This is a genomic window from Thalassococcus halodurans (assembly GCF_900108225.1).
Classification (GTDB): domain Bacteria; phylum Pseudomonadota; class Alphaproteobacteria; order Rhodobacterales; family Rhodobacteraceae; genus Thalassococcus; species Thalassococcus halodurans.
Map to the genome: position 1 here is coordinate 2,501 of NZ_FNUZ01000002.1, position 21,881 is coordinate 24,381.

Annotated in this window: 17 protein-coding genes and 2 rRNA genes; 8 read left to right on the forward strand and 11 right to left on the reverse strand. The window is 56.5% G+C overall.

Annotated features, from left to right (window positions below):
- Window positions 1–129 precede the first annotated feature (129 nt).
- Window positions 130–2,959: ribosomal RNA gene (locus tag C4S59_RS05135) — 23S ribosomal RNA — on the forward strand.
- Between the two features lie 109 nt (window positions 2,960–3,068).
- A 5S ribosomal RNA gene (rrf, locus tag C4S59_RS05140) occupies window positions 3,069–3,183 on the forward strand.
- Window positions 3,184–3,337: 154 nt separating this feature from the next.
- Here rrf and C4S59_RS05145 read toward each other — a convergent pair.
- Window positions 3,338–4,021, reverse strand: a complete 684-nt coding sequence (locus C4S59_RS05145) for a GntR family transcriptional regulator (RefSeq protein WP_160006758.1) — start codon at window positions 4,019–4,021, stop codon at window positions 3,338–3,340.
- A gap of 166 nt (window positions 4,022–4,187) precedes the next feature.
- Here C4S59_RS05145 and C4S59_RS05150 point away from each other — a divergent pair, with 166 nt between their 5' ends.
- Both C4S59_RS05150 and C4S59_RS05155 read left to right on the forward strand, forming a co-directional pair.
- Window positions 4,188–5,723 (forward strand): aldehyde dehydrogenase (NADP(+)), encoded by a 1,536-nt coding sequence (locus C4S59_RS05150; RefSeq protein ID WP_103909435.1) that lies wholly within the window; start codon window positions 4,188–4,190, stop codon window positions 5,721–5,723.
- A gap of 39 nt (window positions 5,724–5,762) precedes the next feature.
- Window positions 5,763–6,665 carry a 5-dehydro-4-deoxyglucarate dehydratase gene (locus C4S59_RS05155; RefSeq protein ID WP_407703044.1) on the forward strand — a complete coding sequence of 301 codons (903 nt, stop codon included), beginning with the start codon at window positions 5,763–5,765 and terminating at the stop codon, window positions 6,663–6,665.
- Window positions 6,666–6,700: 35 nt separating this feature from the next.
- Here the strand turns inward: C4S59_RS05155 and C4S59_RS05160 are convergent, their stop codons facing one another.
- On the reverse strand, window positions 6,701–7,432 hold the full coding sequence (locus C4S59_RS05160; protein ID WP_103910273.1) for a FadR/GntR family transcriptional regulator: 732 nt from the start codon (window positions 7,430–7,432) through the stop codon (window positions 6,701–6,703).
- Between the two features lie 224 nt (window positions 7,433–7,656).
- On the opposite strand from C4S59_RS05160, the gene C4S59_RS05165 reads away from it, so the two are divergent.
- From C4S59_RS05165 to argC, 3 genes are all read left to right on the forward strand, one after another.
- Window positions 7,657–8,805, forward strand: a complete 1,149-nt coding sequence (locus C4S59_RS05165; protein WP_103909437.1) for a mandelate racemase family protein — start codon at window positions 7,657–7,659, stop codon at window positions 8,803–8,805.
- 37 nt (window positions 8,806–8,842) lie between these two features.
- Entirely contained in the window at window positions 8,843–10,432 is a 1,590-nt protein-coding gene (locus C4S59_RS05170) for an ABC transporter substrate-binding protein (RefSeq protein WP_103909438.1), read from the forward strand.
- A gap of 438 nt (window positions 10,433–10,870) precedes the next feature.
- Window positions 10,871–11,848: an N-acetyl-gamma-glutamyl-phosphate reductase gene (argC, locus tag C4S59_RS05175; protein WP_103909439.1), complete on the forward strand. Its 978-nt coding sequence runs from the start codon at window positions 10,871–10,873 to the stop codon at window positions 11,846–11,848.
- A gap of 171 nt (window positions 11,849–12,019) precedes the next feature.
- Here the strand turns inward: argC and C4S59_RS05180 are convergent, their stop codons facing one another.
- From C4S59_RS05180 to C4S59_RS05195, 4 genes are read right to left on the reverse strand one after another with little or no spacing between them, the layout of a single operon-like run.
- Window positions 12,020–12,766: an ABC transporter ATP-binding protein gene (locus C4S59_RS05180; protein WP_103909440.1), complete on the reverse strand. Its 747-nt coding sequence runs from the start codon at window positions 12,764–12,766 to the stop codon at window positions 12,020–12,022.
- Window positions 12,763–13,602 carry an ABC transporter ATP-binding protein gene (locus C4S59_RS05185; protein ID WP_103909441.1) on the reverse strand — a complete coding sequence of 280 codons (840 nt, stop codon included), beginning with the start codon at window positions 13,600–13,602 and terminating at the stop codon, window positions 12,763–12,765. The genes C4S59_RS05180 and C4S59_RS05185 overlap by 4 nt, the downstream gene beginning before the upstream one ends.
- Window positions 13,603–13,604: 2 nt before the next feature.
- Window positions 13,605–14,513, reverse strand: a complete 909-nt coding sequence (locus C4S59_RS05190) for an ABC transporter permease (RefSeq protein ID WP_103909442.1) — start codon at window positions 14,511–14,513, stop codon at window positions 13,605–13,607.
- A gap of 2 nt (window positions 14,514–14,515) precedes the next feature.
- A complete protein-coding gene (locus C4S59_RS05195; RefSeq protein WP_103909443.1) occupies window positions 14,516–15,541 on the reverse strand; it encodes an ABC transporter permease in 1,026 nt (341 codons plus the stop codon).
- Window positions 15,542–15,752: 211 nt separating this feature from the next.
- Between C4S59_RS05195 and C4S59_RS05200 the strand changes: the two genes are divergently transcribed.
- Complete coding sequence (locus C4S59_RS05200; protein ID WP_103909444.1) at window positions 15,753–16,274, forward strand: acyloxyacyl hydrolase; 522 nt, start codon at window positions 15,753–15,755, stop codon at window positions 16,272–16,274.
- Between the two features lie 73 nt (window positions 16,275–16,347).
- Here C4S59_RS05200 and C4S59_RS05205 read toward each other — a convergent pair whose 3' ends face one another.
- The 5 genes from C4S59_RS05205 to C4S59_RS05225 form a co-directional block, all read right to left on the reverse strand.
- The gene (locus C4S59_RS05205; protein ID WP_103909445.1) at window positions 16,348–17,853 is read right to left on the reverse strand and encodes a fumarate hydratase; all 1,506 of its coding nucleotides are present in this window, start codon (window positions 17,851–17,853) and stop codon (window positions 16,348–16,350) included.
- A 239-nt stretch (window positions 17,854–18,092) separates the two neighbouring features.
- Window positions 18,093–19,052 carry an amidohydrolase family protein gene (locus tag C4S59_RS05210; RefSeq protein ID WP_103909446.1) on the reverse strand — a complete coding sequence of 320 codons (960 nt, stop codon included), beginning with the start codon at window positions 19,050–19,052 and terminating at the stop codon, window positions 18,093–18,095.
- A 16-nt stretch (window positions 19,053–19,068) separates the two neighbouring features.
- Window positions 19,069–20,367 (reverse strand): TRAP transporter large permease, encoded by a 1,299-nt coding sequence (locus C4S59_RS05215; protein WP_103909447.1) that lies wholly within the window; start codon window positions 20,365–20,367, stop codon window positions 19,069–19,071.
- Window positions 20,364–20,861, reverse strand: a complete 498-nt coding sequence (locus C4S59_RS05220) for a TRAP transporter small permease (protein WP_103909448.1) — start codon at window positions 20,859–20,861, stop codon at window positions 20,364–20,366. Before C4S59_RS05220 ends, C4S59_RS05215 begins: the two co-directional genes overlap by 4 nt.
- 9 nt (window positions 20,862–20,870) lie before the next feature.
- Window positions 20,871–21,875: a TRAP transporter substrate-binding protein gene (locus C4S59_RS05225; RefSeq protein WP_103909449.1), complete on the reverse strand. Its 1,005-nt coding sequence runs from the start codon at window positions 21,873–21,875 to the stop codon at window positions 20,871–20,873.
- Between the last annotated feature and the right edge of the window lie 6 nt (window positions 21,876–21,881).

Genomic DNA, 21,881 nt, shown 5'->3' on the forward strand with positions numbered 1-21,881 from the left:
ACTATACAGTGCACCATGTCCACATCGACAGATGTGGGCGGGAAAGTATGCTTTTGATCCGGAATAGAGGTGCTAGCTGAACCAGCATGGCGCCGTGATAGACCTTCGGGCCTGTCTCTTTCTGGATCAAATCAAGCGCGAGAAGGGCGTTTGGTGAATGCCTTGGCAGTAAGAGGCGATGAAAGACGTGATACTCTGCGATAAGCCATGGGGAGCTGAGAATAAGCTTTGATCCATGGATTTCTGAATGGGGCAACCCACCTGAATGTTTGTTATTATTGCCTTTCGGGGCAGCTAATAACAGGCATAACCAGGTACTTATAGACTGAATACATAGGTTTATAAGAGCAAACCCGGGGAACTGAAACATCTAAGTACCCGGAGGAAAGGACATCAATAGAGACTCCCCTAGTAGCGGCGAGCGAACGGGGACCAGCCGAGTCCTGAGAGTGACCAGAACATGTTGGAAAGCATGACCATAGTGGGTGACAGTCCCGTATGGGAAGCTCAATGGAACGTATTAAGTAGGGCGGGACACGTGAAATCCTGTTTGAAGATCGGAGGACCACCTCCGAAGGCTAAGTACTCCTTACTGACCGATAGTGAACCAGTACCGTGAGGGAAAGGTGAAAAGCACCCCGACGAGGGGAGTGAAACAGTACCTGAAACCGAACGCCTACAATCAGTCGGAGCATCCTTGAGATGTGACGGCGTACCTTTTGTATAATGGGTCATCGACTTGGTCTATCTAGCAAGCTTAAGCCGTTAGGTGTAGGCGCAGCGAAAGCGAGTCTTAATAGGGCGTCGAGTTAGATGGATCAGACCCGAAACCGAGTGATCTAGGCATGACCAGGATGAAGGTAAGGTAACACTTACTGGAGGTCCGAACCCACACCTGTTGAAAAAGGTCGGGATGAGTTGTGCCTAGGGGTGAAAGGCCAATCAAACTCGGAGATAGCTGGTTCTCCGCGAAATCTATTTAGGTAGAGCGTCATCCGAATACCCCGGGGGGTAGAGCACTGGATGGGTAATGGGGCCCCACAGGCTTACTGATCCTAACCAAACTCCGAATACCCGGGAGTACTAGATGGCAGACACACTGCGGATGCTAACGTCCGTAGTGGAGAGGGAAACAACCCTGACCTACAGCTAAGGCCCCTAATTCATGGCTAAGTGGGAAAGCAGGTGGGACGACCAAAACAACCAGGAGGTTGGCTTAGAAGCAGCCATCCTTTAAAGATAGCGTAACAGCTCACTGGTCTAAATAAGTTGTCCTGCGGCGAAGATGTAACGGGGCTCAAGCCATGAGCCGAAGCTTAGGATGCCGTAAGGCATGGTAGCGGAGCGTAGTGTGACATAGTCTCATTCCTCCTTCGATCCTTCGGGATCATTGGAGGAGAGAGGCTTTCTGTGAAGCCGGGCTGTAAGGCATCCGGTGGAGAGATCACTAGTGAGAATGATGACATGAGTAGCGACAAAGAGTGTGAGAGACACTCTCGCCGAAAGTCCAAGGGTTCCTGCTTAAAGCTAATCTGAGCAGGGTAAGCCGACCCCTAAGGCGAGGCCGAAAGGCGTAGTCGATGGGAACCAGGTTAATATTCCTGGGCCAGATGGAAGTGACGGATCTCGAAGGTAGTTCATCCTTATCGGATTGAATGGGCTGCTTAGATGTCCCTGGAAATAGCTCCATCATTAGATCGTACCCTAAACCGACACAGGTGGACTGGTAGAGAATACCAAGGCGCTTGAGAGAACGATGTTGAAGGAACTCGGCAAAATACCTCCGTAAGTTCGCGAGAAGGAGGCCCGGTTCCTAGGCAACTAGGGGCTGGGGGCACAAACCAGGGGGTGGCGACTGTTTATTAAAAACACAGGGCTCTGCGAAGTCGCAAGACGACGTATAGGGTCTGACGCCTGCCCGGTGCCTGAAGGTTAAAAGGAGGGGTGAGAGCTCTGAATTGAAGCCCAGGTAAACGGCGGCCGTAACTATAACGGTCCTAAGGTAGCGAAATTCCTTGTCGGGTAAGTTCCGACCTGCACGAATGGCGTAACGACTTCCCCGCTGTCTCCAACATCGACTCAGCGAAATTGAATTGCCTGTCAAGATGCAGGCTTCCCGCGGTTAGACGGAAAGACCCCGTGCACCTTTACTACAGCTTCACACTGGCATCAGGCACAACATGTGCAGGATAGGTGGTAGACTTTGAAGCAGGAACGCCAGTTCCTGTGGAGTCATCCTTGAGATACCACCCTTGTTCTGCTTGATGTCTAACCGCGGTCCGTTATCCGGATCCGGGACCCTGTGTGGCGGGTAGTTTGACTGGGGCGGTCGCCTCCTAAAGCGTAACGGAGGCGCGCGAAGGTTGGCTCAGAGCGGTCGGAAATCGCTCGTTGAGTGCAATGGCAGAAGCCAGCCTGACTGCGAGACTGACAAGTCGAGCAGAGTCGAAAGACGGCCATAGTGATCCGGTGGTCCCAAGTGGGAGGGCCATCGCTCAACGGATAAAAGGTACGCCGGGGATAACAGGCTGATACTGCCCAAGAGTCCATATCGACGGCAGTGTTTGGCACCTCGATGTCGGCTCATCTCATCCTGGGGCTGGAGCAGGTCCCAAGGGTATGGCTGTTCGCCATTTAAAGAGGTACGTGAGCTGGGTTTAGAACGTCGTGAGACAGTTCGGTCCCTATCTGCCGTGGGTGTAGGATACTTGAGAGGAGTTGCCCCTAGTACGAGAGGACCGGGGTGAACGATCCACTGGTGGACCAGTTGTTATGCCAATAGCAGTGCTGGGTAGCTATGATCGGACAGGATAACCGCTGAAGGCATCTAAGCGGGAAGCCCCCCTCAAAACAAGGTATCCCTGAGAGCCGTGGAAGACCACCACGTCGATAGGCCGGAGATGTAAGTGCAGTAATGCATTCAGTTGACCGGTACTAATGGCTCGATAGGCTTGATTTGATCCAGTAAAAGACAGACCCGTCTATTTACTGCTCAAAAGCATACATCCCTACACACATACTTGACTTGGTTATCGCTCTTAATCAGAGCGATTGAGGTTTTTACTCGGTTTGGTGGTCATAGCACGAGCAAAACACCCGGCTCCATTCCGAACCCGGCCGTTAAGTGCCGTCGCGCCAATGGTACTGCGTCTTAAGACGTGGGAGAGTAGGTCACCGCCAAACCTAGCAAAAACCTCAAAACAGTGTCTCTCACAAACGATGAATTCAGACAATAAGCACCACGACATTGTCGTTGGTGCTTTTTTGTTTTTGAATCACTGGAAATTTTGGCTTTAACACGGGCTTTGAGGCATCAATTTTCCGCAATGAAACCCCGTTAAGCTGCAAAGTAATCGGGAAATCTTTTCTGATAGGTCAGGACCCAATCATCTGGCTTTTCCAGATGCTGTCTTAAGGCTGCCACCGCGCGGGCTGCATCGCCGCTTTCCAACGCATCTGTAACATCGACGTGCCCTTGCAAAATAAGGTCGAGTTGTCCGGACGAGTGGGTTTGTAGCCGCCTGACACGATCAAGATCCGATGTGCGGGACCGCATCAATGAATGCAGATCGCTTCTGCCCAGGGCGTCGAACATCAAGAAATGAAAGTATTCGTCCAGCTCCTGAAACTGTCGAAGCTTGGCCGTATCGGCGCTTACAGACCTTTGTGCCTCGATAACGGCGCGCAACTGGGCAAGAAGAAACGGCTGTGGTGTAGTCGCCAACATGAGGCAGACTTCAGTTTCTAAAGCGCGTCTTAGGAAAAGCGCTTGTGAAATTCGATCGTGATCAATGTGTGTGACCAGTGTTTTGGACTGGGGGTATATTTTGATCAGGCTGTCTTGTTCCAAACGTTGCAGCGCGTCGCGTAGGGGCGTCTGGCTGACAGCGTAGTGTTTTGCCAGTTCCGCACGGGACAGCGACGTACCGGGAACAAGCTCGAGCGACAGAATACGCTGCCGCAGATCGTCATAGATTCGGCCCGAAGCTGCGGGTAGCCCCGATCCTCTGCCTTGCTGCATGGCATTCAGTGCTGATTGTAGAAAGCTGTCCATACGATTGAAATCTCACAATTGTTTGTGTGTCTTATAGCGTGATTTTTACGCTGATTGACCACCTGTTTTAACTAATATATTAGTGCATCAAGTTGAGCGCTAGAAATTTTGACCGCTGTTCGGGGGGAGCATCATGGATCAGATCGCCAATGTATATGCACCACACGGATTGCATTTGGTTGCAGGCCAGTGGGTCGACAGTCCGCAGAGGTTTGAGTCCGATCCGGCAGAAGGGCAGCCTCATAGTTTCGCGGTGGGTACGCGTTATTTGGTGGATGCGGCAGCAAAAGCCGCGAGCGCCGCTTTTCAAACCTACAGCCAGACGTCGGCACGCCAACGGGCGGCGTTCTTGCGGTCGATCGCAGATGAGATCGAAGCAAGAGCATCCGCGATCACGCAGATCGGGATGCAGGAAACCGGTCTTCCAAAAGCGCGGCTGGAAGGGGAGCGCGGGCGCACTGTCCATCAGCTTCGCCTGTTCGCTGACCATATTCAGGATGGTGCCTGTTTTGACCGGCGCCACGACCATGCATTGCCGGACCGCCAGCCATTGCCACGCCCGGACATCAAGATGATCCAGCAACCTGTTGGACCGGTCGCGGTCTTTGGTGCATCGAACTTCCCTTTGGCATTCTCTGTTGCCGGCGGCGATACCGCGTCGGCCTTGGCTGCAGGCTGCCCTGTCGTGGTTAAAGGGCATTCGGCCCATCCCGGCACCGGTGAAATTGTTGCTGATGCGATCTCTGCTGCCGTAGTTTCTACGGGCATGCCGAAGGGCGTATTTTCTCTGATCCAAGGGGGCAAGCGGGATGTGGGCCATGCCCTTGTTCAGCATCCGTTGATCAAGGCAGTGGGATTTACCGGTTCGCTATCAGGCGGGCGGGCGCTGTTTAACCTTTGTGCGGCGCGCCCCGATCCCATTCCTTTCTTCGGCGAATTGGGCAGCGTCAATCCGATGTTCCTGTTGCCAAATGCTGCACGGACGAATGTGGAAAGCATTGCAGAAGGCTGGGCTTCCTCCCTGACAATGGGGGCGGGCCAGTTCTGCACCAATCCAGGAATTGCCATCCTGCCAAATGAGCAGCTGCAAACCTTTGCAGACACAACGATCAAGGCACTGTCCAAAGTCGCGCCCCAGACCATGCTGACCAGCGGGATCGCAAGCGATTATCACGATAGGGTCGATCACGTAAAACACGGCGACAATGTCGATGCCCATCTGGATGAAACAGGTGTCGGGCGATCCGTGTGGCCAACCCTGTTTTCCGTCAAAGCGACCGACTGGATTGCCCAGCCGACCTTGTCAGAAGAAATCTTTGGGCCCTTTGGCTTGATCGTCACGGTCGAAAGCGATGAACAGATGCTGGACGTCGCGCAGAACTTTGTCGGACAGTTGACCGCCACCATGCATCTGACGGATGCCGATTTGCCTTTGGCCAAATCCTTAACGCCTATTCTGCAGCAAAAGGCGGGGCGCATTCTGGTGAATGGCTTCCCGACCGGGGTCGAGGTCTGTGACGCGATGGTTCACAGCGGGCCATATCCGGCCAGCACCAATTTTGGCGCCACCAGCGTCGGGACCTTGGCAATCCGCCGGTTCCTACGGCCTGTCTGCTTTCAAAACATGCCGGACGCATTGCTGCCCGCCGATTGGCAGCAGGACGTCTGACCTTTCATACAATCTCAAAACTTAGGAGAGCCCTTAATGATCGTCCCAAATGATCTGCGCGAAATCATTCGACACGGACTGTTGTCCTTTCCCGTGACGCCGTTTGATGATCAAGACAACGTTGCGAAAAAGCCGTTTCAGTCGCACCTTGAATGGCTGTCTGCCTACAAGGTTGCGGGCCTGATCGTTGCGGGGGGCACGGGGGAAATGTTCTCGCTGTCGCCGTCAGAAATCGTAGATGTGGTGAAAGCCGCGCGCGAAGTTTCCGGCGATGCGCCTGTGATTGCAGGCTGCGGCTACGGTGTCCGGATGGCCTGCGATCTGGCACGTGATATCGAAGCTGCCGGTGGTGATGGCATTCTGTTGCTGCCCCACTATCTGGCAGAAGGGCCGCAGGATGGTGTGGCAAACCGCATCCGTGCTGTGTGTAAGGCAACTAACATGGGGGTTATCGTCTATAACCGCGGGGCATCGCGCGTATCCGCTGAAACTCTGGCACAGCTGGCCGATGAATGCCCGAACCTGATCGGCTTCAAGGATGGCACCGGCGATATCGACACTGTGCGCCGTGTGACCGTGACAATGGGCGATCGTTTGTCCTACATCGGCGGGATGCCCACACATGAACTCTTTGCTCAGGCGTATCGCGGGGCAGGGATGCCGACCTATTCTTCGGCAGTGTTCAACTTTGTGCCGGAAACCGCGTTGGAATTCCACGCGGCATTCATGGCTGGTGACGACGCCAAATGTGAAAAGCTGCTGACAGACTTCTACTATCCCTTCGCGAAAATCCGCGATCGGAAGTCCGGCTATGCGGTGTCCGCGATCAAGGCCGGTGTTGCCCTGCGCGGCTTCGCGACAGGCCATGTGCGCGCGCCCCTGACCGACTTGACCGAGGAAGAGCGTGCCATGCTTCAGGATCTGATCAAGGATCGCAACTAATCCAGATCAGGCGTGCCGGAAAGCCAGCGCGTCTGTCACCCGTTGGCTTTCCTAAGCAGATCACGATAGCGCGAAAGACTGCCTTCTAGGTGGATTTTCATCGCCTCTTCCGCGCGGGCCGGGTCACCGTCAATGATCGCGTCAATGATGCGCATATGTTCGTCCACCAGTTCCGTGTTAGGCTTATATGCACGCGGTGTCCCACTGCCTGCTTCAAGTTCGACACGTGGCACGATGCCTGGCCGGATCAAGGCCAGAAACTCGGGAAACCGTTTGTTCTGAGTAGCTTGAGCAATAGCGTAGTGAAAAGCGAAGTCGGCCTCGCGGGTGTTGCCACCGTTTTCATATTCCGCTGAAACGGCTTTGTTTGCCTCGACGATTGCATCGATCTGTTGTGCCGATCTGCGGGCCGCGGCCAGACCGGCCGCGCGAATTTCAAAGGCGGATCTGAGTTCGAAAAGTTCGATCACGCCCGAAAGGCGTTCCATATCCAGATCGGAAAAAGGCTGCGAGCGTCGGGCATTCGCGGGATCAAGGGCGAACACACCGGACCCTTTACGGGCCTCCACCAGCCCTTCAGAGCGCAGCAATCCAAGCGCTTCTCGTACCACTGTCCGGCTGACCGAATGGGCACGGGTCAGCTCGGATTCACTCGGCAGTCGGTCACCCGGTCTGAAGTGGCCGTTCTCAATTTCGCGACGCAACTCGTCGGCAATCATCACGGCCCGTGTACGGGCGGGATTCGGGGGGGCTGCCGTGTTTGTCATCGCGCTTGCCTCGGACATATGTGCACCTTTCGGCTTTCTGTACGACAGGATGATAGCCGAAGTCTTGGCGAAAAGGCCAGTATATTCAGGGCGTAGTGGGTATATGCGCATCCTACTGCAGAAAACTTTGGTGTTTTTGTTGACTGGCTTCGAAAACATGTCATATGAATCTGTTATACAGATAAATGGACTGCCCGACGTCGAAGCGGGAAAAGGAGACACTTGTGATCATTACTGCAATCGATGTTTGCGTCTTTCGGCATAAAACCCGCCGTCATTCTGACAGCGCGGGCCATGCCCATCCCGGACCAGAACACGACGTGTCGCAGGCAATGGTCACAATCCGCACCGAAGACGGGCATGAGGGATACAGCTTTTGTCCGCCTGAGGTCGCACGCCCACATGTAATTGATAAGTATGTCAAAAAGGTTCTGATCGGACAGGACCATCGCGACCGCGAACGCCTGTGGCAAGAGCTTGCGCACTGGCAGCGTGGATCAGCAGCACAACTGACAGACCGGACGCTTGCCGTGATTGATTGCGCATTGTGGGATCTAGCGGGCCGGACGCTTGGACAACCTGTATACAAGTTGATTGGGGGCTATCGCGACAAGGTGCTGGCCTACGGGTCCATCATGTGCGGAGACGAGCTTGAGGGTGGCCTTGCGACACCCGAAGACTACGGACGCTTTGCCGAAAAGCTGGTGGCGCGGGGTTATAAGGGCATCAAGTTGCACACATGGATGCCACCCGTCAGCTGGGCACCCGATGTAAAAATGGACCTGAAGGCCTGTGCAGCCGTGCGCGAAGCGGTCGGTCCCGATATCGCCCTGATGATCGATGCCTTCCACTGGTACAAACGGACCGAGGCGCTGGAGCTTGGGCGGGGTCTTGAAAAGCTCGGGTTCGACTGGATCGAAGAGCCGATGGATGAGCAATCGATGTCATCTTACCGCTGGCTGTCTGACAATCTGGACATCCCTGTGATCGGTCCTGAAAGCGTGGGTGGCAAACACTGGCATCGCGCGGAATGGATCAAATCCGGTGCTTGCGACATCCTGAGAACCGGCGTGAATGATGTGGGAGGGATCACACCTGCGCTAAAGACCATGCATCTGGCCGAAGCCTTTGGCATGGAATGCGAAGTTCACGGCAATACGGCGATGAACCTGCATGTCGTGGCAGCGACCAAGAATTGCAAATGGTATGAACGGGGCCTTTTGCACCCGTTCCTCGAATATGACGACGGGTTTGATTACCTCAAATCCTTGTCTGACCCGATGGATAGCGACGGATTTGTTCATGTCCCCGACCGACCTGGTCTGGGCGAGGAGATCGATTTTGACCTGATCGAAAACAACCGCATCCGCTGAACGATCACACGCTTTTAACTCAAGGGGAGGAGACCTTATGAATAAGCTACTTACGGGGATTGCGCTGTCAGCGTTGCTGGCGGCCACCCAGCCCGCATTCGCCGAAACGCCGGATGATCAACTGATTGCGGCCTTTGACATGACAAACGTCCTGACGATGGATCCCGCCGCCATCACCGGCGGCGAAGCTGTGCAGATCCTGAACAACGTCTATGACGCGCTGGTCGAATTGAACCCGAAAACCAAGGCCCTACAGCCCCGCTTGGCCGAGCGTTGGGAAATCGGCGAAGACAACCTGTCGGTCGTGTTCCACCTGCGTCAGGACGCGAAATTCGCCTCTGGTAATGCGGTAACAGCCCAAGATGTAAAGTTCAGCTTTGACCGCCTGATGACCTTGGGGCAGGCGCAGTCTTCGGGCCTGAGTTCGCGTGGTTTCACGGCAGAGGGCATCGACGACCAATTTCAGGTGATCGACGATCACACCTTTAAACTGGTGATGCCCCAAGCGGGCGACCCCAAAATGATCCTGATGTATCTGGCGCAGGCGGGGGTCGGTTCGATCCTTGATAGCAAGCTGGTGATGGCCAACGCGGGCGATGATAACGGGCAGGCGTGGCTAACCAACAACTCTGCCGGATCGGGGGCGTTCGTTCTTAATCAATGGCGCGCGAATGAGTTCGTGATCCTACAACGCAATGACGCGTTTTGGGGTGAAGAACCTGCCATGAAACGCGTGTTGATGCGCCATCTTCCGGAAAGCCAAAGCCAGCGTTTGGGGCTGGAACAAGGTGACATTGACGTGGGCTTCAGCCTTGCCGCGCCGGACCTGAAGGCGTTTGAAAACAACGACGCCATCACCGTCGAAACCGTCCCAAGCGCCGGTTTCTACTACCTTGCCGTATCGATGGGCGATGAGAAATTCGCAAACCCGAAGGTGCGTGAAGCGCTGCGGTATCTGATCGACTACGATGGCATCAATGGTGCGATCATGCCTTACTTCGGCATCAAACGGCAGCGCGTGATCAACAGTTCGGCCTTCGCCGCACTGCCCGATCCCGGCTATACCTTGGACGTTGAAAAGGCCAAGGCGCTGCTGGCCGAAGCGGGCTATCCCAACGGGTTCGACACGACACTGCGCGTGATTTCCACGCAGCAGTTCCTCGACTCTGCGACCGCCATTCAAGGCACGTTGGCACAGGCGGGCATCAATGCCGAAATCATCACCGGCGGCGGCGGCCAGATTTACGGTGCGATGCGCGAACGGAACTTTGAACTTCTGGTCGGTCGCGGAGGCGGCGGTCAGCAACCGCATCCGGACAGCAACCTGCGCGCGCTGGTCTATAACCCGAACAACAGCCAAGAGGCTGGCCTGACAAACTTCCAAAGCTGGCGGACATCCTATCAGGACGCAGAGCTGAACGCCCTGATCGAAAGCGCGCTGGTCGAACGGGATGAGGCCGCGCAGTCAGAGCAATACGTCCAGATCCAAGAGATGATCGACGACAAAGTCACCGCGATCCAGCCGTTTTCAGAACGCGTTGTGACGGCGGCCTATCAGTCGGACGTGTCGGGGGTGGTGATTGATCCTTGGGTGTCGCGCTTTGAGGATGTCGTGAAAAACCGGTAAACAGTTTTCTCCCGACGGGAAGGGCGCATCTTGCAAGAGATGCGCCTTTTCTATTGCGGTGTTGGAATGTCGGGTTGAGGGCGGAACGAGTGGAAAATACTGACGCTGGCCGAGTGTCCGGTTGGGGCTCATTTGCGACATTCGCATTTTATCCCACAGCATCGGCAAGCTCTCACTGTAAGATGAGGACACTCTTGACGTGTGGCATCTCTTCCGACATTTAAATGGCTATGTTCGGGAACCAAAACATCACTGATCGACGCCGACGCCGCAGCCAAGCGGCGGCTTCTCGGGCTGCGCATCGGTCATTGGCTTTTGGAGTGGTATCCGGTCTTTCGTAGATACCGCCGACGGAGCACCTCCGATCCGCGTTCCTGAACCCCCGCAGCCCTCGGCTCCGGGGGCTTTCTTTTTCCCGAACCATGAAAGGACAATCCCATGAGTATTCGCGTCGGCATCGTCGGCATCAGCGGTTTTGGTGGCGGCGAAGCTCTTCGCCTGATCGCAAACCACCCTTCCTTTGAGCTTGTTTACGCCGCGGGCGAAGGCAGCGCGGGGACCCCGCTGATCAATCGTTACCCTGGAGTGCCGCACAAGCTGGCTGGACTGGTGATCGAGAAATGGGATCCAGAGTCACTACCCGACCTCGACGTGCTGTTTGCCTCGCTACCCACCGGCACATCCGCGGAAGCATTGGCACGCGTTCCAGACAGCGTGAAAATCATCGATATCGGCGGTGATCACCGCCACGTCGACGGATGGACCTATGGTCTGGCGGATGTCTGGCCGGAGCAGATTAAGGGCGCCACCCGGGTCGCAAACCCCGGCTGTTTCCCGGTGGCAACCCTGAACACGTTGGCGCCTCTGCTGACGGCCAAGCTGATCGAACCTGGCAACATCGTGATCGACGCCAAGACCGGCATTTCCGGCGCGGGCCGGGGCGGTGGTAACAGCAAATTCGGCTACGCGGAGACGAACGAGAACCTCCAGCCCTATGGTTTGCTGAGGCACGTCCACATGCCCGAAATGGAAAAAACGATAGAAAAGATGAGCGGCGGCAGCGCTGCAGGGCTGGTGTTCACTCCGCACCTCGTGCCGATGACCCGGGGCCTGCTTGTCACAATCTACTGCCGAGGACGGACAACGACCGAGCAATGCCTCGACGCGGCCCGCAGCTGTTATGCCGACCGTCCTTTCGTCCGGGTGACCGACCAACCGCCACAGACCAAATGGGTGAGTGGCTCCAACCTTTCGCTCGTCAGCTACGCCGCTGACCCGGAACGAGAATTGGTTATCGCAATGGGAGTCGTCGACAATCTCGGAAAGGGCGCGGCTGGCCATGCGGTGCAGAATGCAAACCTGATCTGTGGTTTGAGCGAAACCACAGGTTTGGAGGGCGCGCCCGTCTGGCCGTGAGGCCGTGGTCAAGTCCCTCCGGCGCTGTCGCTCGCATCATCGCGAGCGGCAGCATTGTCCCGCATAACGACCAAATAAGACTGCCTCTGTATAGCCTATTCCAAAGAGAGGTCTGCGCTGTAGATGATTGGGCTCCGGCCTTGTCAGGCAGGAGCCATCCATGACTTCAGATCAAGCCGCGCCTTCATAGGCCAAGCTGGCAGCGATCAGTTCCTGTGCGTAGGGCGCCTTGGCTGATCCGTCCAGAATGGCCGTGCGGGGCAAGACTTCTACGATATGTCCGGATTTCATGACTGCAAATCGGTCGCACATGTGATCGATGACCGCCAGATCGTGGCTGACCATGATGTAGGTGAAGCCTTTTTCGTCGCGCAGTCGCACCAGCAGGTTCAGGATTTCCGCCTGCACCGACACATCCAGCGCCGAGGTGGGTTCGTCCAGAAACAGGACATCCGGTTCAAGGATCAAGGCACGCGCAATCGCGACGCGCTGGCGTTGCCCGCCAGAGAGCTGATGCGGGAACCGGTCAAGAAACGACAAAGGCAGACCGACGTCCGTCATGGCCTGTTCCATCCGTTGCTGTTGGTTATCCAGACCGTGAATACGCAGTGGCTCGGACAACGTCGTGCGGATGGAATGGCGCGGGTGCAGCGATCCGTAGGGATCCTGAAACACCATTTGAAGCGTGCGGCAACGCTCCATCGCAGGCATGTCTTTCACAGACTTCCCGCCGATCCGCGCCTCGCCGTCCCACAGATTGAGCAACATCGACGCACAGCGCAAAACGGTCGATTTTCCAGACCCGCTTTCGCCAACCAGACCAAAGCACTCGCCAGCCTCGATCTGAAAGCTGACGGCAGGCAAGACGGTGACTTTGCCAAAGGTGATCGACATGTTTTCTACTTCGAACGGCTTCATAGCGTGGCCTCCGACAACCAGGATGGATCGCGGTCAAGAACGGGTAGGGGTCGACGTGGCCCACCGATGCGCGGCTGCGCCGCAAGAAGCCCGCGGGTATACGGGTGCCGCGCGTGATCAAGGTCCTTGGCGTCTAGCGTTTCCACGATGCGTCCGGCGTACATGATCAACACGCGATCACAGAAATTCCGGACAAGGTTTAGGTCGTGACTGATCATGATCAGACCGATGCCGCGTTGTTTGACCAGATCGTCCAGAATGCTCAGCACCTGCAAGCGTACGGTCACATCCAGCGCCGAGGTCGGTTCGTCCGCGATGACAAGTTCGGGATCGGTCAGCAGCATCATGGCAATCATGATCCGCTGGCCCATGCCGCCTGACACTTCGTGCGGGTAAAGATCATAGACACGTTCGGGATCGCGGATTTGCACCGCCTCCAGCATGGCGATTGCTTTCGCCTTTGCATCTGATTTCGTGGTCGAAACATGCGTCCGGTAAGCTTCGGCCACCTGATCGCCGCAGCGCTGGATGGGGTTCAGCGAATACTTCGGGTCCTGCAGGATCATCGACATCCGTGCGCCGCGCAGCTTCAGCATTTGCTTTTCCGACGCGTTCAATAGGTCGACGCCCGCAAAGCTCATCCGGTCAGCCTGCATCGTCGCATCAGGCAGAAGGCGCATGATTGCACGGCCAACTGTTGATTTACCCGATCCGCTTTCCCCAACAATTCCAAGGCGTTCTTGGCCAAGGGTAAAGCTGACGCCGCACACTGCAGGGGTGGGCGCGTTAGGATAGCGAAGGGTCAGGTTCTGTATGTCCAGAATAGGGTCAGCCATGATTATCTTTTCGTCATTTGTTTGGGATCAAGGGCGTCGCGAAGGCCATCGCCCAACAGGTTGAAGGCAAGGCTGACGCAGAGGATGGCGAGGCCCGGAAAGGTCACGAGCCACCAGCTGTCGATCATATAGCGTCGGCCTGTGGCGATCATTGCGCCCCATTCCGGCATGGGCGGCTGTGCGCCCAAACCCAGAAATCCCAAACCAGCGGCTGTCAGAATAACCGTCGCCATGTTCAACGTCAGGCGGATCAGAACCGACGGCAGGCACATAGGAACGATGCTTTTCCAGATGATCCGTGCGGGCGATGCCCCCTGAAGTCGCGCGGCCGAGATATAGTCAGCCCCCCGAAACGTCATGGTTTCTGCGCGGGCCAAGCGGGCAATTGGTGGCCATGCCGTCAGCGAAATTGCGATGATCGCGTTGTTCAGGCTGGGGCCGAGCGCGGCAACGAACGCCAGCGACAGGATGAGCGAGGGGAAGGACAAGAAGATGTCGGTCACCCGCATCAGGACGACATCGGTCTTGCCGCCGAAATAGCCGGCAACTGTGCCTACAAACAGCCCGATGGGGCCGACTGTGATTGTCACCAGAAAGATGATGGTTAGCGTAATTCGTGACCCATGGACAATCCGCGCAAAGATGTCTCGCCCAAGCTCGTCCGTGCCAAAAAAATGCGCGGCGCTGGGCGGGGACAACGTGTTTTCCAGGTTCTGCATGTAGGGATCATGCCCAGCGATCAGCGGGGCAAAGATCGCCGTCAGGATCAGCAAGGCCAAGACGACGATGCCAAAGGCCGAGGTCGGGGATTTTAGCAGGAACGTCAGGATATTGATCGCGGTCTGAACGCTTTGACTGCGCGGGCGTGCGGTAGTGGCGCTGGTGGAAGATCGGGCGGTTTGATGCGACATGCTCATCGTGTCCTCGGATCGAAAATGCGGTAAAGAAGGTCGGACAGGATATTCAGGGCGATAAAGATCACGCCCACCACAAGGACGCAGGTCATGACGGCGTTCATATCCCCGATCAGTAGGTTCGAGGTCAGGTATTGGCCAAAGCCCGGCCAAGCGAACACCGTTTCAATCAACACTGCGCCTTCGAGCAGTGCTCCGTACGCCAGCGCGATGATCGTCACCAACTGAACCCGGATGTTGCCAAAGGCATGACGCCAGATGGTTTGGCGGTTGCTTAGGCCCTTCACGCGGGCGGTTGTGACGTATTCCTGACCTAGCTGGTCCAACATGAAGCTGCGGGTCATTCGGGTGATGTAGGCTGAGGATGAGTAGCCCAGCAGCGATGCAGGCAGAACGATGTGGTTTAAGGCCGATCGGAAAACATCCCATTCCTTGGCCAACACGCTGTCGATCAATAGGAAATTTGTCTTTTCAGGTACCAGTCCGATGTAGAACTGGCTCATTCTGCCAGAGCCTCCGACCCAGCCCAGTTGGGCGTAGAACACCAACAGGGCAATCATCCCTGTCCAGAAAATTGGCATGGAATGACCCGACAGGCTGAACACCCGAATAAGGTGATCCGGCCAGCGATCTTTGTGCACCGCCGCCATGACGCCTAAAGGAATGCCCAGTCCGGCCCCGAAAATGATCGCAAAGGTCGCAAGTTCGATAGTGGCGGGCAAAACATATAGGATATCATTCAAAACGGGTTGGCCTGTGCGTATCGAGGTCCCGAAATCTAACGTGGCCACGTCTTTCAGATAGACAAAGAACTGTTCCCACATGGGCCGATCCAGCCCGAGCTGGCGGTACACGGTTTCATACACCTCGCGCGTCGCGTCTTCGCCGACAATCGCGCGGACCGGATCGGTGGGCATCACCCGTCCGATCACAAAGGTCAGTATCAAAAGGCCGAACAGGGTCACTGCAATCGAGCCGATCTGGCCTGCAACTCCCCCGATACGACCGCGAATTAAGTCGGGCATTCGCGTTCTCCTCCTCTGCAAGCGTGATGGGGAAGCCCGCATCACCTTGCGGTACAAATCTGTTATACAGGTTGAAGAGAGTCAAGACAGCATCCCGAGATTTCCAAATTGTGAATGCGTTCAAAGTTGCTTTGATTGCTAAAGGTGCCTCTTTGCTGGACTTCTAAGGTGAACTGATGCCAAGTATTCCCAATTGATTAAGGAGGATAGGATGGCAGACGGGTCATTTGCAGTTTTGATGCTGATTGCCGGATTGACGGATATGACGTTCAATCATTGCGGCACGGAAACTGGCTGCTTGGGCAAAGCAGAGGTCACTCCCCGCCTTTCGCTGGCGCTGGGCGAGGTCATGGAACGCAATGCCATCGAGGAAGACGAAATCTATTTCCGCTATGACTTGGGTCATAAGCGCGGCCCCTTCGGCAATGCGTTTGGAGTCTCGGTTTCGGAAAATGGCGCGACATGGGTGGGGTTCGGCACCACGTACAAAATGGATTTGGGCAATTCGCCGATCTACACCGAACTGCATTCCATGCCGGGTCTCTACTTTGACAATGGCGGGTTCGATCTGGGTGGACCGATTGCGTTCCGGTCCGGCATTGAAATCGGGTATGAGGCGCCGTCTGGCTGGCGCATGGCACTGAGCTATGATCACCGATCCAATGCCGGAATTTACGAGGACAATCCGGGGATCGAATTGATGCAATTCCGGATTTCGATGCCCACGCGCTGAGGAACAGGCAAGGTGTAAAAAAATGGCGCCGCCGAGATGCTCGGGGCGCCAATTTTATTTCGTGTGGAGTGCCTTAGCTCAGTTCGGGAACACGCTTCCAAGCGGCAGGGCCGGTTTTGTGGATCGAGTTGCCTTTGGTGTCCACGGCAACCGTCACCGGCATGTCTTCGACACGCAGCTCATAGATCGCTTCCATGCCAAGATCCTCGAACGCAACAGGCTTGGCCGCCTTGATCGCCTTGGACACAAGGTAGGCCGCACCGCCAACCGCGATCAGATAAGCCGCTTTGTGCTTGGCAATCGCTTCCAGCGCGACGGGGCCACGCTCGGCTTTGCCGATCATCACCTTCAGACCAGTGTCAGACAGGATACGGTCTGTGAACTTGTCCATACGGGTCGAGGTCGTCGGGCCTGCGGGGCCAATCGCCTCGTCACCCACGGCATCCACCGGCCCGACGTAATAGATCGCACGGCCTTTCAGGTCGACGGGCAGGGACTCGCCCTTATCCAGCATGTCGATCATGCGCTTATGGGCCGCGTCGCGGCCGGTATAGAGCGTACCGGACAGCAGCAGTGTCTGACCCGGTTCAAGCGTTGCGATGACATCGTCATCCAGCGTGTCCAGATCGATCCGGCGGGCATGGGCGCTTGCCGCGTCCAGCAGGATTTCCGGCCAGAGCGAGATGTCCGGCGGCGTGAATTCCGCAGGGCCAGAGCCATCAAGCGTGAAATGCGCATGACGTGTCGCCGCGCAGTTAGGGATCAGGCCAACGGGCAGGGATGCGGCGTGTGTCGGGAACGACCGGATTTTAACATCCAGAACGGTTGTCACACCGCCAAGACCCTGCGCACCGATGCCCAAAGCGTTGACACGTTCGGCGATCTCGAGACGCAGCTCTTCGGTTTTGTTCGATGGGCCTCGGCGGATCAGATCGTGCAGATCAATCGGCTCGGACAGGGCCGCTTTGGCCAGCGCCATCGCCTTGTCCGCGTTGCCGCCAACGCCGATCCCCAGAATGCCAGGGGGGCACCAACCGGCACCAAGCGTTTCCACGGTTTCAACAACCCAATCCGCGACCGAACCCGACGGGTTCAGTGTCGTGAATTTGGACTTGTTTTCAGAGCCGCCGCCTTTGGCCGCGACTTCCACGTCGATTTTGTCGCCAGCGACCATTTCAACGGTCAGCATACAAGGCGTATTGTCGCCCGAGTTCTTGCGCTGGCCGAAGGGGTCAACCACCACAGACGCCCGCAGCGGGTTCGTGTCACGCAGATAGCCCTGACGGGTGCCTTCATCACAGATCTCTTGCAGGGACCGTTTGAAGTCTGTCTTGGCTTCGACGCCGTATTTGATGTGGATGTTGGCAGCACCAGTGTCCTGGCAAATCGGACGGCGGCCAATGGCGCACATGCGCGAGTTCACCAGAATTTGGGCCATAGCCTGCTTTGCGCCGGGGTTTTCTTCACGCTCCCAAGCTGCAGACATCGCGCCAATGAAATCGGATGGGTGGAAATACGAAATGTACTGCAGAGCCTCGGCAATGGAGGCAATCAGGTCATCTTCGCGGATCAGTGTCATTTCGGGCCTCTTCGATACGGCGAATCTGGGTATGTACTGTACCAGCTTGGGCCTCAGGTACAGTGTGAACGGCTAATACAACGCGGTTTTGCCCGATTTTCTAAGGGATTTTTGCCGGAAAGGCCGCGAAGGCGGGCAGAAGCCGGTCGACGGTTCCCGAGTTTTTACGAATAGGGAATCGTAGGCGGCCTTCCCATGACGGCGGTGGTTTCCGTCATGGGAAAAATGTTAGCGTTATCTTACAGGTTAAGCAGCGCGATCGCATTTTCACGCCCGACCTTGGCGCGTTCTTCGTCGGTCATCGGCGCAGCATCAAACCAGTCGCCTGCCTCTTTGGGGCGTTCGAACGGATAGTCGACCGAGAACATGACACGATCCGCGCCAATCGCATCAATCGCACAGCGCAGCGGTTCGTCCGAATAGACGCCAGCAGTGGTGCACCAGACATTGCGTTTAAAATATTCCGATGGCTTCATCTCTAGCCGCATGTCGCCACGGTTCGAAATCTCCCACCGGCTGTCGAAACGCCAAAGTTGGTAGGGCAGGGTTTCACCCATGTGCCCCAGAACCAGCTTTGCCTTGGGAAAGCGATCGAATACGCCGCTGAACAGCACGCGAAGCGCGTGGTTGCCTGTCTCGACGGTCCATGACCACACAGGCCCCCACAGTTCGGGGTGGTTGTGATACATGAAGGGCACGTCTGGCGGATTGTTGGGGTGAATGTACAGCGGCACACCCAAATCGGCGGCCCGTTCCCAAACCACGGAATAGCGATCATCATCCAGATAGGTGCCGTTCGAGCAGCCGTTGATCATGGCCCCCGACATCCCCAGATCACGCACGCAGCGTTCCAGTTCGTTCGCCGCCTCGGTCGGGTCCTGCAGCGCGAGATGGGCAAAGCCGCCATAGCGCGTCGGTGTATCGGCGATCTTCTGGCCAAGGAAGTCGTTCACCTGTTTGGCCATACGCACGGCAGTCTTCGTTTCCGTTTCCGCCTGCACACCGGGGCCAGCCAATGACAGAACGGATTTTTCGATCCCGATCTGGTCCATAGCGCCAAGGCGTTGTTCGCCGAAGTCTTCAAGCGCGTCACGGGCTTTGCCGAACAGGGCGGGGCTGATGTTGATTGCCGTCTTTGACCAGTAGTCGACGAAATCGGGGTGCATGAAATGCTCTTCAAGAGCGATCTTCTTGGTCATGTAGTCCTCTGGGGTTTTAGAAAAGCAGATTGGGTAGCCACAGCGCTATTTGCGGAAGCGCGAACAGCAGGGCCACAAGGATGATGGGGGCGATCAAAAACGGGATGATCGACCGGAAAAGCCGCGCCATATCAAGCGTCTGACTTTGTGCTTTGATGATGAACAGGTTCATGCCGACAGGCGGTGTGATCAGGCCGAGTTCGACCAGAACAGCCACCAGAACACCAAACCAGATCGGGTCGAAACCGTAGCCTTCGACGATGGGCAGGAAGACCGGAACGGTGATCAAAACCATGCCGATCCCTTCCAGAAAACATCCCATCACGATGTAGATCACAACGATCAGGGCCATGATCAGAAACGGCGTCAGTTCCGCAGCCATAGCAAGTTCCAAGAGCGTGTCAGGCAGTCGGGTTTGCACGATGAAGGTGGCAAACAGCTTGGCACCGATGATGATCAGGAACAGACCGCAGGAAATCCGGACCGAGGCTTGGATCGCATTGACCAAGCCGGACCAATCCAATGTGCGTCGCAGAAAGCCGATCAGGATCGCACCGAAGGCACCGACAGATGCGGCCTCATTCGGGCTGAAGATACCGGCATAGATCCCGCCGATCGTTGATACGAACAGCAGAATGAAATGCCATGGCTTCAACAGGGCTTTCACCCGTTCCAACGCCGACGGCTTCGGTTGGTTTTCGGCATCCACCGCGCGTCCGGCCAGAACCCATGCAACGACAAGGTACAGCAGCAAAAGCACTAAGCCCGGGATCATCGACGCCGCGAACAAGCGGGCGACCGAGGCTTCGGCAATTGAACCGTAGATCACAAGAATGATAGACGGCGGGATCAGGATGCCCAGCGATCCACCCGCAGCGACCGAGGATGCGGCATAGCCTTCTTCATATCCGGCATGACGCATCTCGGGCAGGGCGATCCGTGTCATGCTGGCGGCGGTTGCAACCGACGATCCGCAGATGGCGCCAAAAGCCCCTGACGCCGCGATGGACGCCATGGAAAGCCCACCGCGCAGCCCTGAAAGCGCGACGCGCGCAGCCTGAAACAGATCACGTGACATGCGTGACCCTGATGCAACCTCGCCCATCAGAACGAACAGCGGGATCACGGACAGCGGATAGGACGAGGCAAGGTCAAAGACACCGGTGCCCGTAACGAATTTGGTCATGGACACGGAATTCAGAATCGAGTTTCCGATGATCCCGCAGGCCGCTAAAGCCAGCCACACGGGTTGGCGGGCCAGAAGCAGGGCAAACATGATGCCGATGCCGGACAGGCCCAAAGCAAAAGAACTCATATCCGCTCTCCGCTTTCAGGCTGGTTTTTGAGGCGGGCTGCCAGCAGGGCCAGAGCGGCCCAAAGAATGCCGAACAACCCGACAAAGGCCACGGCCCAATAGCTCCAAAGCGGCAGACCCAGTTCCAGCGAACGATCGCCGTAAAGCCAAGCGTCGCGCGCTGGGCCCCACATGGACCACCCGATAAAGAGGAACGCGCAAAAAGCGCCCAGTGCCGAAATGGATTGAAGCACGCGCAATACGCCTGCGGGCAGAACCCTGTCGAACAGGTCAATCACGATATCAGCGCCCTGTAGGATCACAGGCGCAATCCCGAACATGACCATGACCAGCAGCGCGACACTGACAAGGTCATAAGTGCCGCGCACCGGGGTGTTGAACAGAAACCTCAGCGCGACATCGGCGACGGTCACCAGCATCATGGACGCCAAGGCAAGACCGGCCACGAATTGCATCGCGCCAAGCAGTTTGTTCGTAAAACTCCTGAACATCATAAACTTGGTCTATTTGGTGTAGGCGTTCAGGAAGTCGGACACCGGAAGCCCGCTGGCTTCGGAGGCTTGGGTCACTTCTTCCACGACCGACGCCAGAGTTTGACGAAGGCTGTCCAGTTTGTCCTGTTCCAGCGCTAAGACCTGTACGCCGCCTTTTTCCATAAAGGCACGGCCTGCGCCTTCGCCTTTGTCCCACATCGCACCAAAGGCTTCTGCACGATCAGGCCCTGTTGTTGCGTCGATCAGGGCTTTGTGTTCGTCGCTCAGGCGATTGTAGGCATGATCGCCCATCACAACCGAAAAGCTTGCGCTGGCGATGCCGGGTGTCAGGGTGAAGTCCGATACGGGTGCAAGATCAAAGGGGATCGTTGCTTCGAACGGGAAGGTCGCGCCATCGACGACACCTTTGGCCATCGCATCTGCGGTTTCCGCAGGCGGCACCGGCACGGGCGATGCGCCCATCGCTTCGATGATCTTCTGCCAGACAACGCCCTGATAGCGAATGCGTTTGCCTTTGAAACTTTCCAAGTTGCTGGGATCAAAACCCTTTACGTGGAACATCAAGGGTGGCGTCACGGCCATCCACAGAACGCGCGTGCCTGCATGTTCCTCGGTTAGATAGTCGGGCGCCAGTTCTGTCAGGCGGCGCGATGTGATCGCACTGTCCGATCCTGCCGAAGGGGCCACCAGCGGCAAACCGGCCAATTCGCTCAGTGCAAATCGACCCGGCGTTGCGCCGTGCAGAACAACAGAAACGTCCGCACCACCCGAGCGAACCAGATCAAACTGGCGCGGGGGCGGGGCCAACTGGCCTGCGGGGAAAATCTCGACGGTCAGCTCGCCATCGGTTTTGTCAGACAGCTCTTGGCCCCATGCCTCTAGCATGCGGTTGAAGGCGTGTTTCGGCGGCAGGAACGTCGAAACTTTCAACGTTTCCGCGATGGCGGTTTGCGACATCAAAAGTTGAATTGCGGTGCCTATCGCAGCAACTCTGGCGATCTTTAAAACTGTCATTTTTTC

Coding starts and splice junctions, on each gene's coding strand:
- C4S59_RS05185 (WP_103909441.1), bottom strand. CDS start 13,602: ATGGCTGACCCTATTCTGGACATACAGAACCTGACCCTTCGCTATCCT.
- C4S59_RS05200 (WP_103909444.1), top strand. CDS start 15,753: ATGGCAGACGGGTCATTTGCAGTTTTGATGCTGATTGCCGGATTGACG.
- C4S59_RS05170 (WP_103909438.1), top strand. CDS start 8,843: ATGAATAAGCTACTTACGGGGATTGCGCTGTCAGCGTTGCTGGCGGCC.
- C4S59_RS05160 (WP_103910273.1), bottom strand. CDS start 7,432: ATGACAAACACGGCAGCCCCCCCGAATCCCGCCCGTACACGGGCCGTG.
- C4S59_RS05195 (WP_103909443.1), bottom strand. CDS start 15,541: ATGCCCGACTTAATTCGCGGTCGTATCGGGGGAGTTGCAGGCCAGATC.
- C4S59_RS05210 (WP_103909446.1), bottom strand. CDS start 19,052: ATGACCAAGAAGATCGCTCTTGAAGAGCATTTCATGCACCCCGATTTC.
- C4S59_RS05205 (WP_103909445.1), bottom strand. CDS start 17,853: ATGACACTGATCCGCGAAGATGACCTGATTGCCTCCATTGCCGAGGCT.
- C4S59_RS05145 (WP_160006758.1), bottom strand. CDS start 4,021: ATGCAGCAAGGCAGAGGATCGGGGCTACCCGCAGCTTCGGGCCGAATC.
- C4S59_RS05150 (WP_103909435.1), top strand. CDS start 4,188: ATGGATCAGATCGCCAATGTATATGCACCACACGGATTGCATTTGGTT.
- C4S59_RS05215 (WP_103909447.1), bottom strand. CDS start 20,367: ATGAGTTCTTTTGCTTTGGGCCTGTCCGGCATCGGCATCATGTTTGCC.
- argC (WP_103909439.1), top strand. CDS start 10,871: ATGAGTATTCGCGTCGGCATCGTCGGCATCAGCGGTTTTGGTGGCGGC.
- C4S59_RS05190 (WP_103909442.1), bottom strand. CDS start 14,513: ATGTCGCATCAAACCGCCCGATCTTCCACCAGCGCCACTACCGCACGC.
- C4S59_RS05180 (WP_103909440.1), bottom strand. CDS start 12,766: ATGAAGCCGTTCGAAGTAGAAAACATGTCGATCACCTTTGGCAAAGTC.
- C4S59_RS05220 (WP_103909448.1), bottom strand. CDS start 20,861: ATGATGTTCAGGAGTTTTACGAACAAACTGCTTGGCGCGATGCAATTC.
- C4S59_RS05225 (WP_103909449.1), bottom strand. CDS start 21,875: ATGACAGTTTTAAAGATCGCCAGAGTTGCTGCGATAGGCACCGCAATT.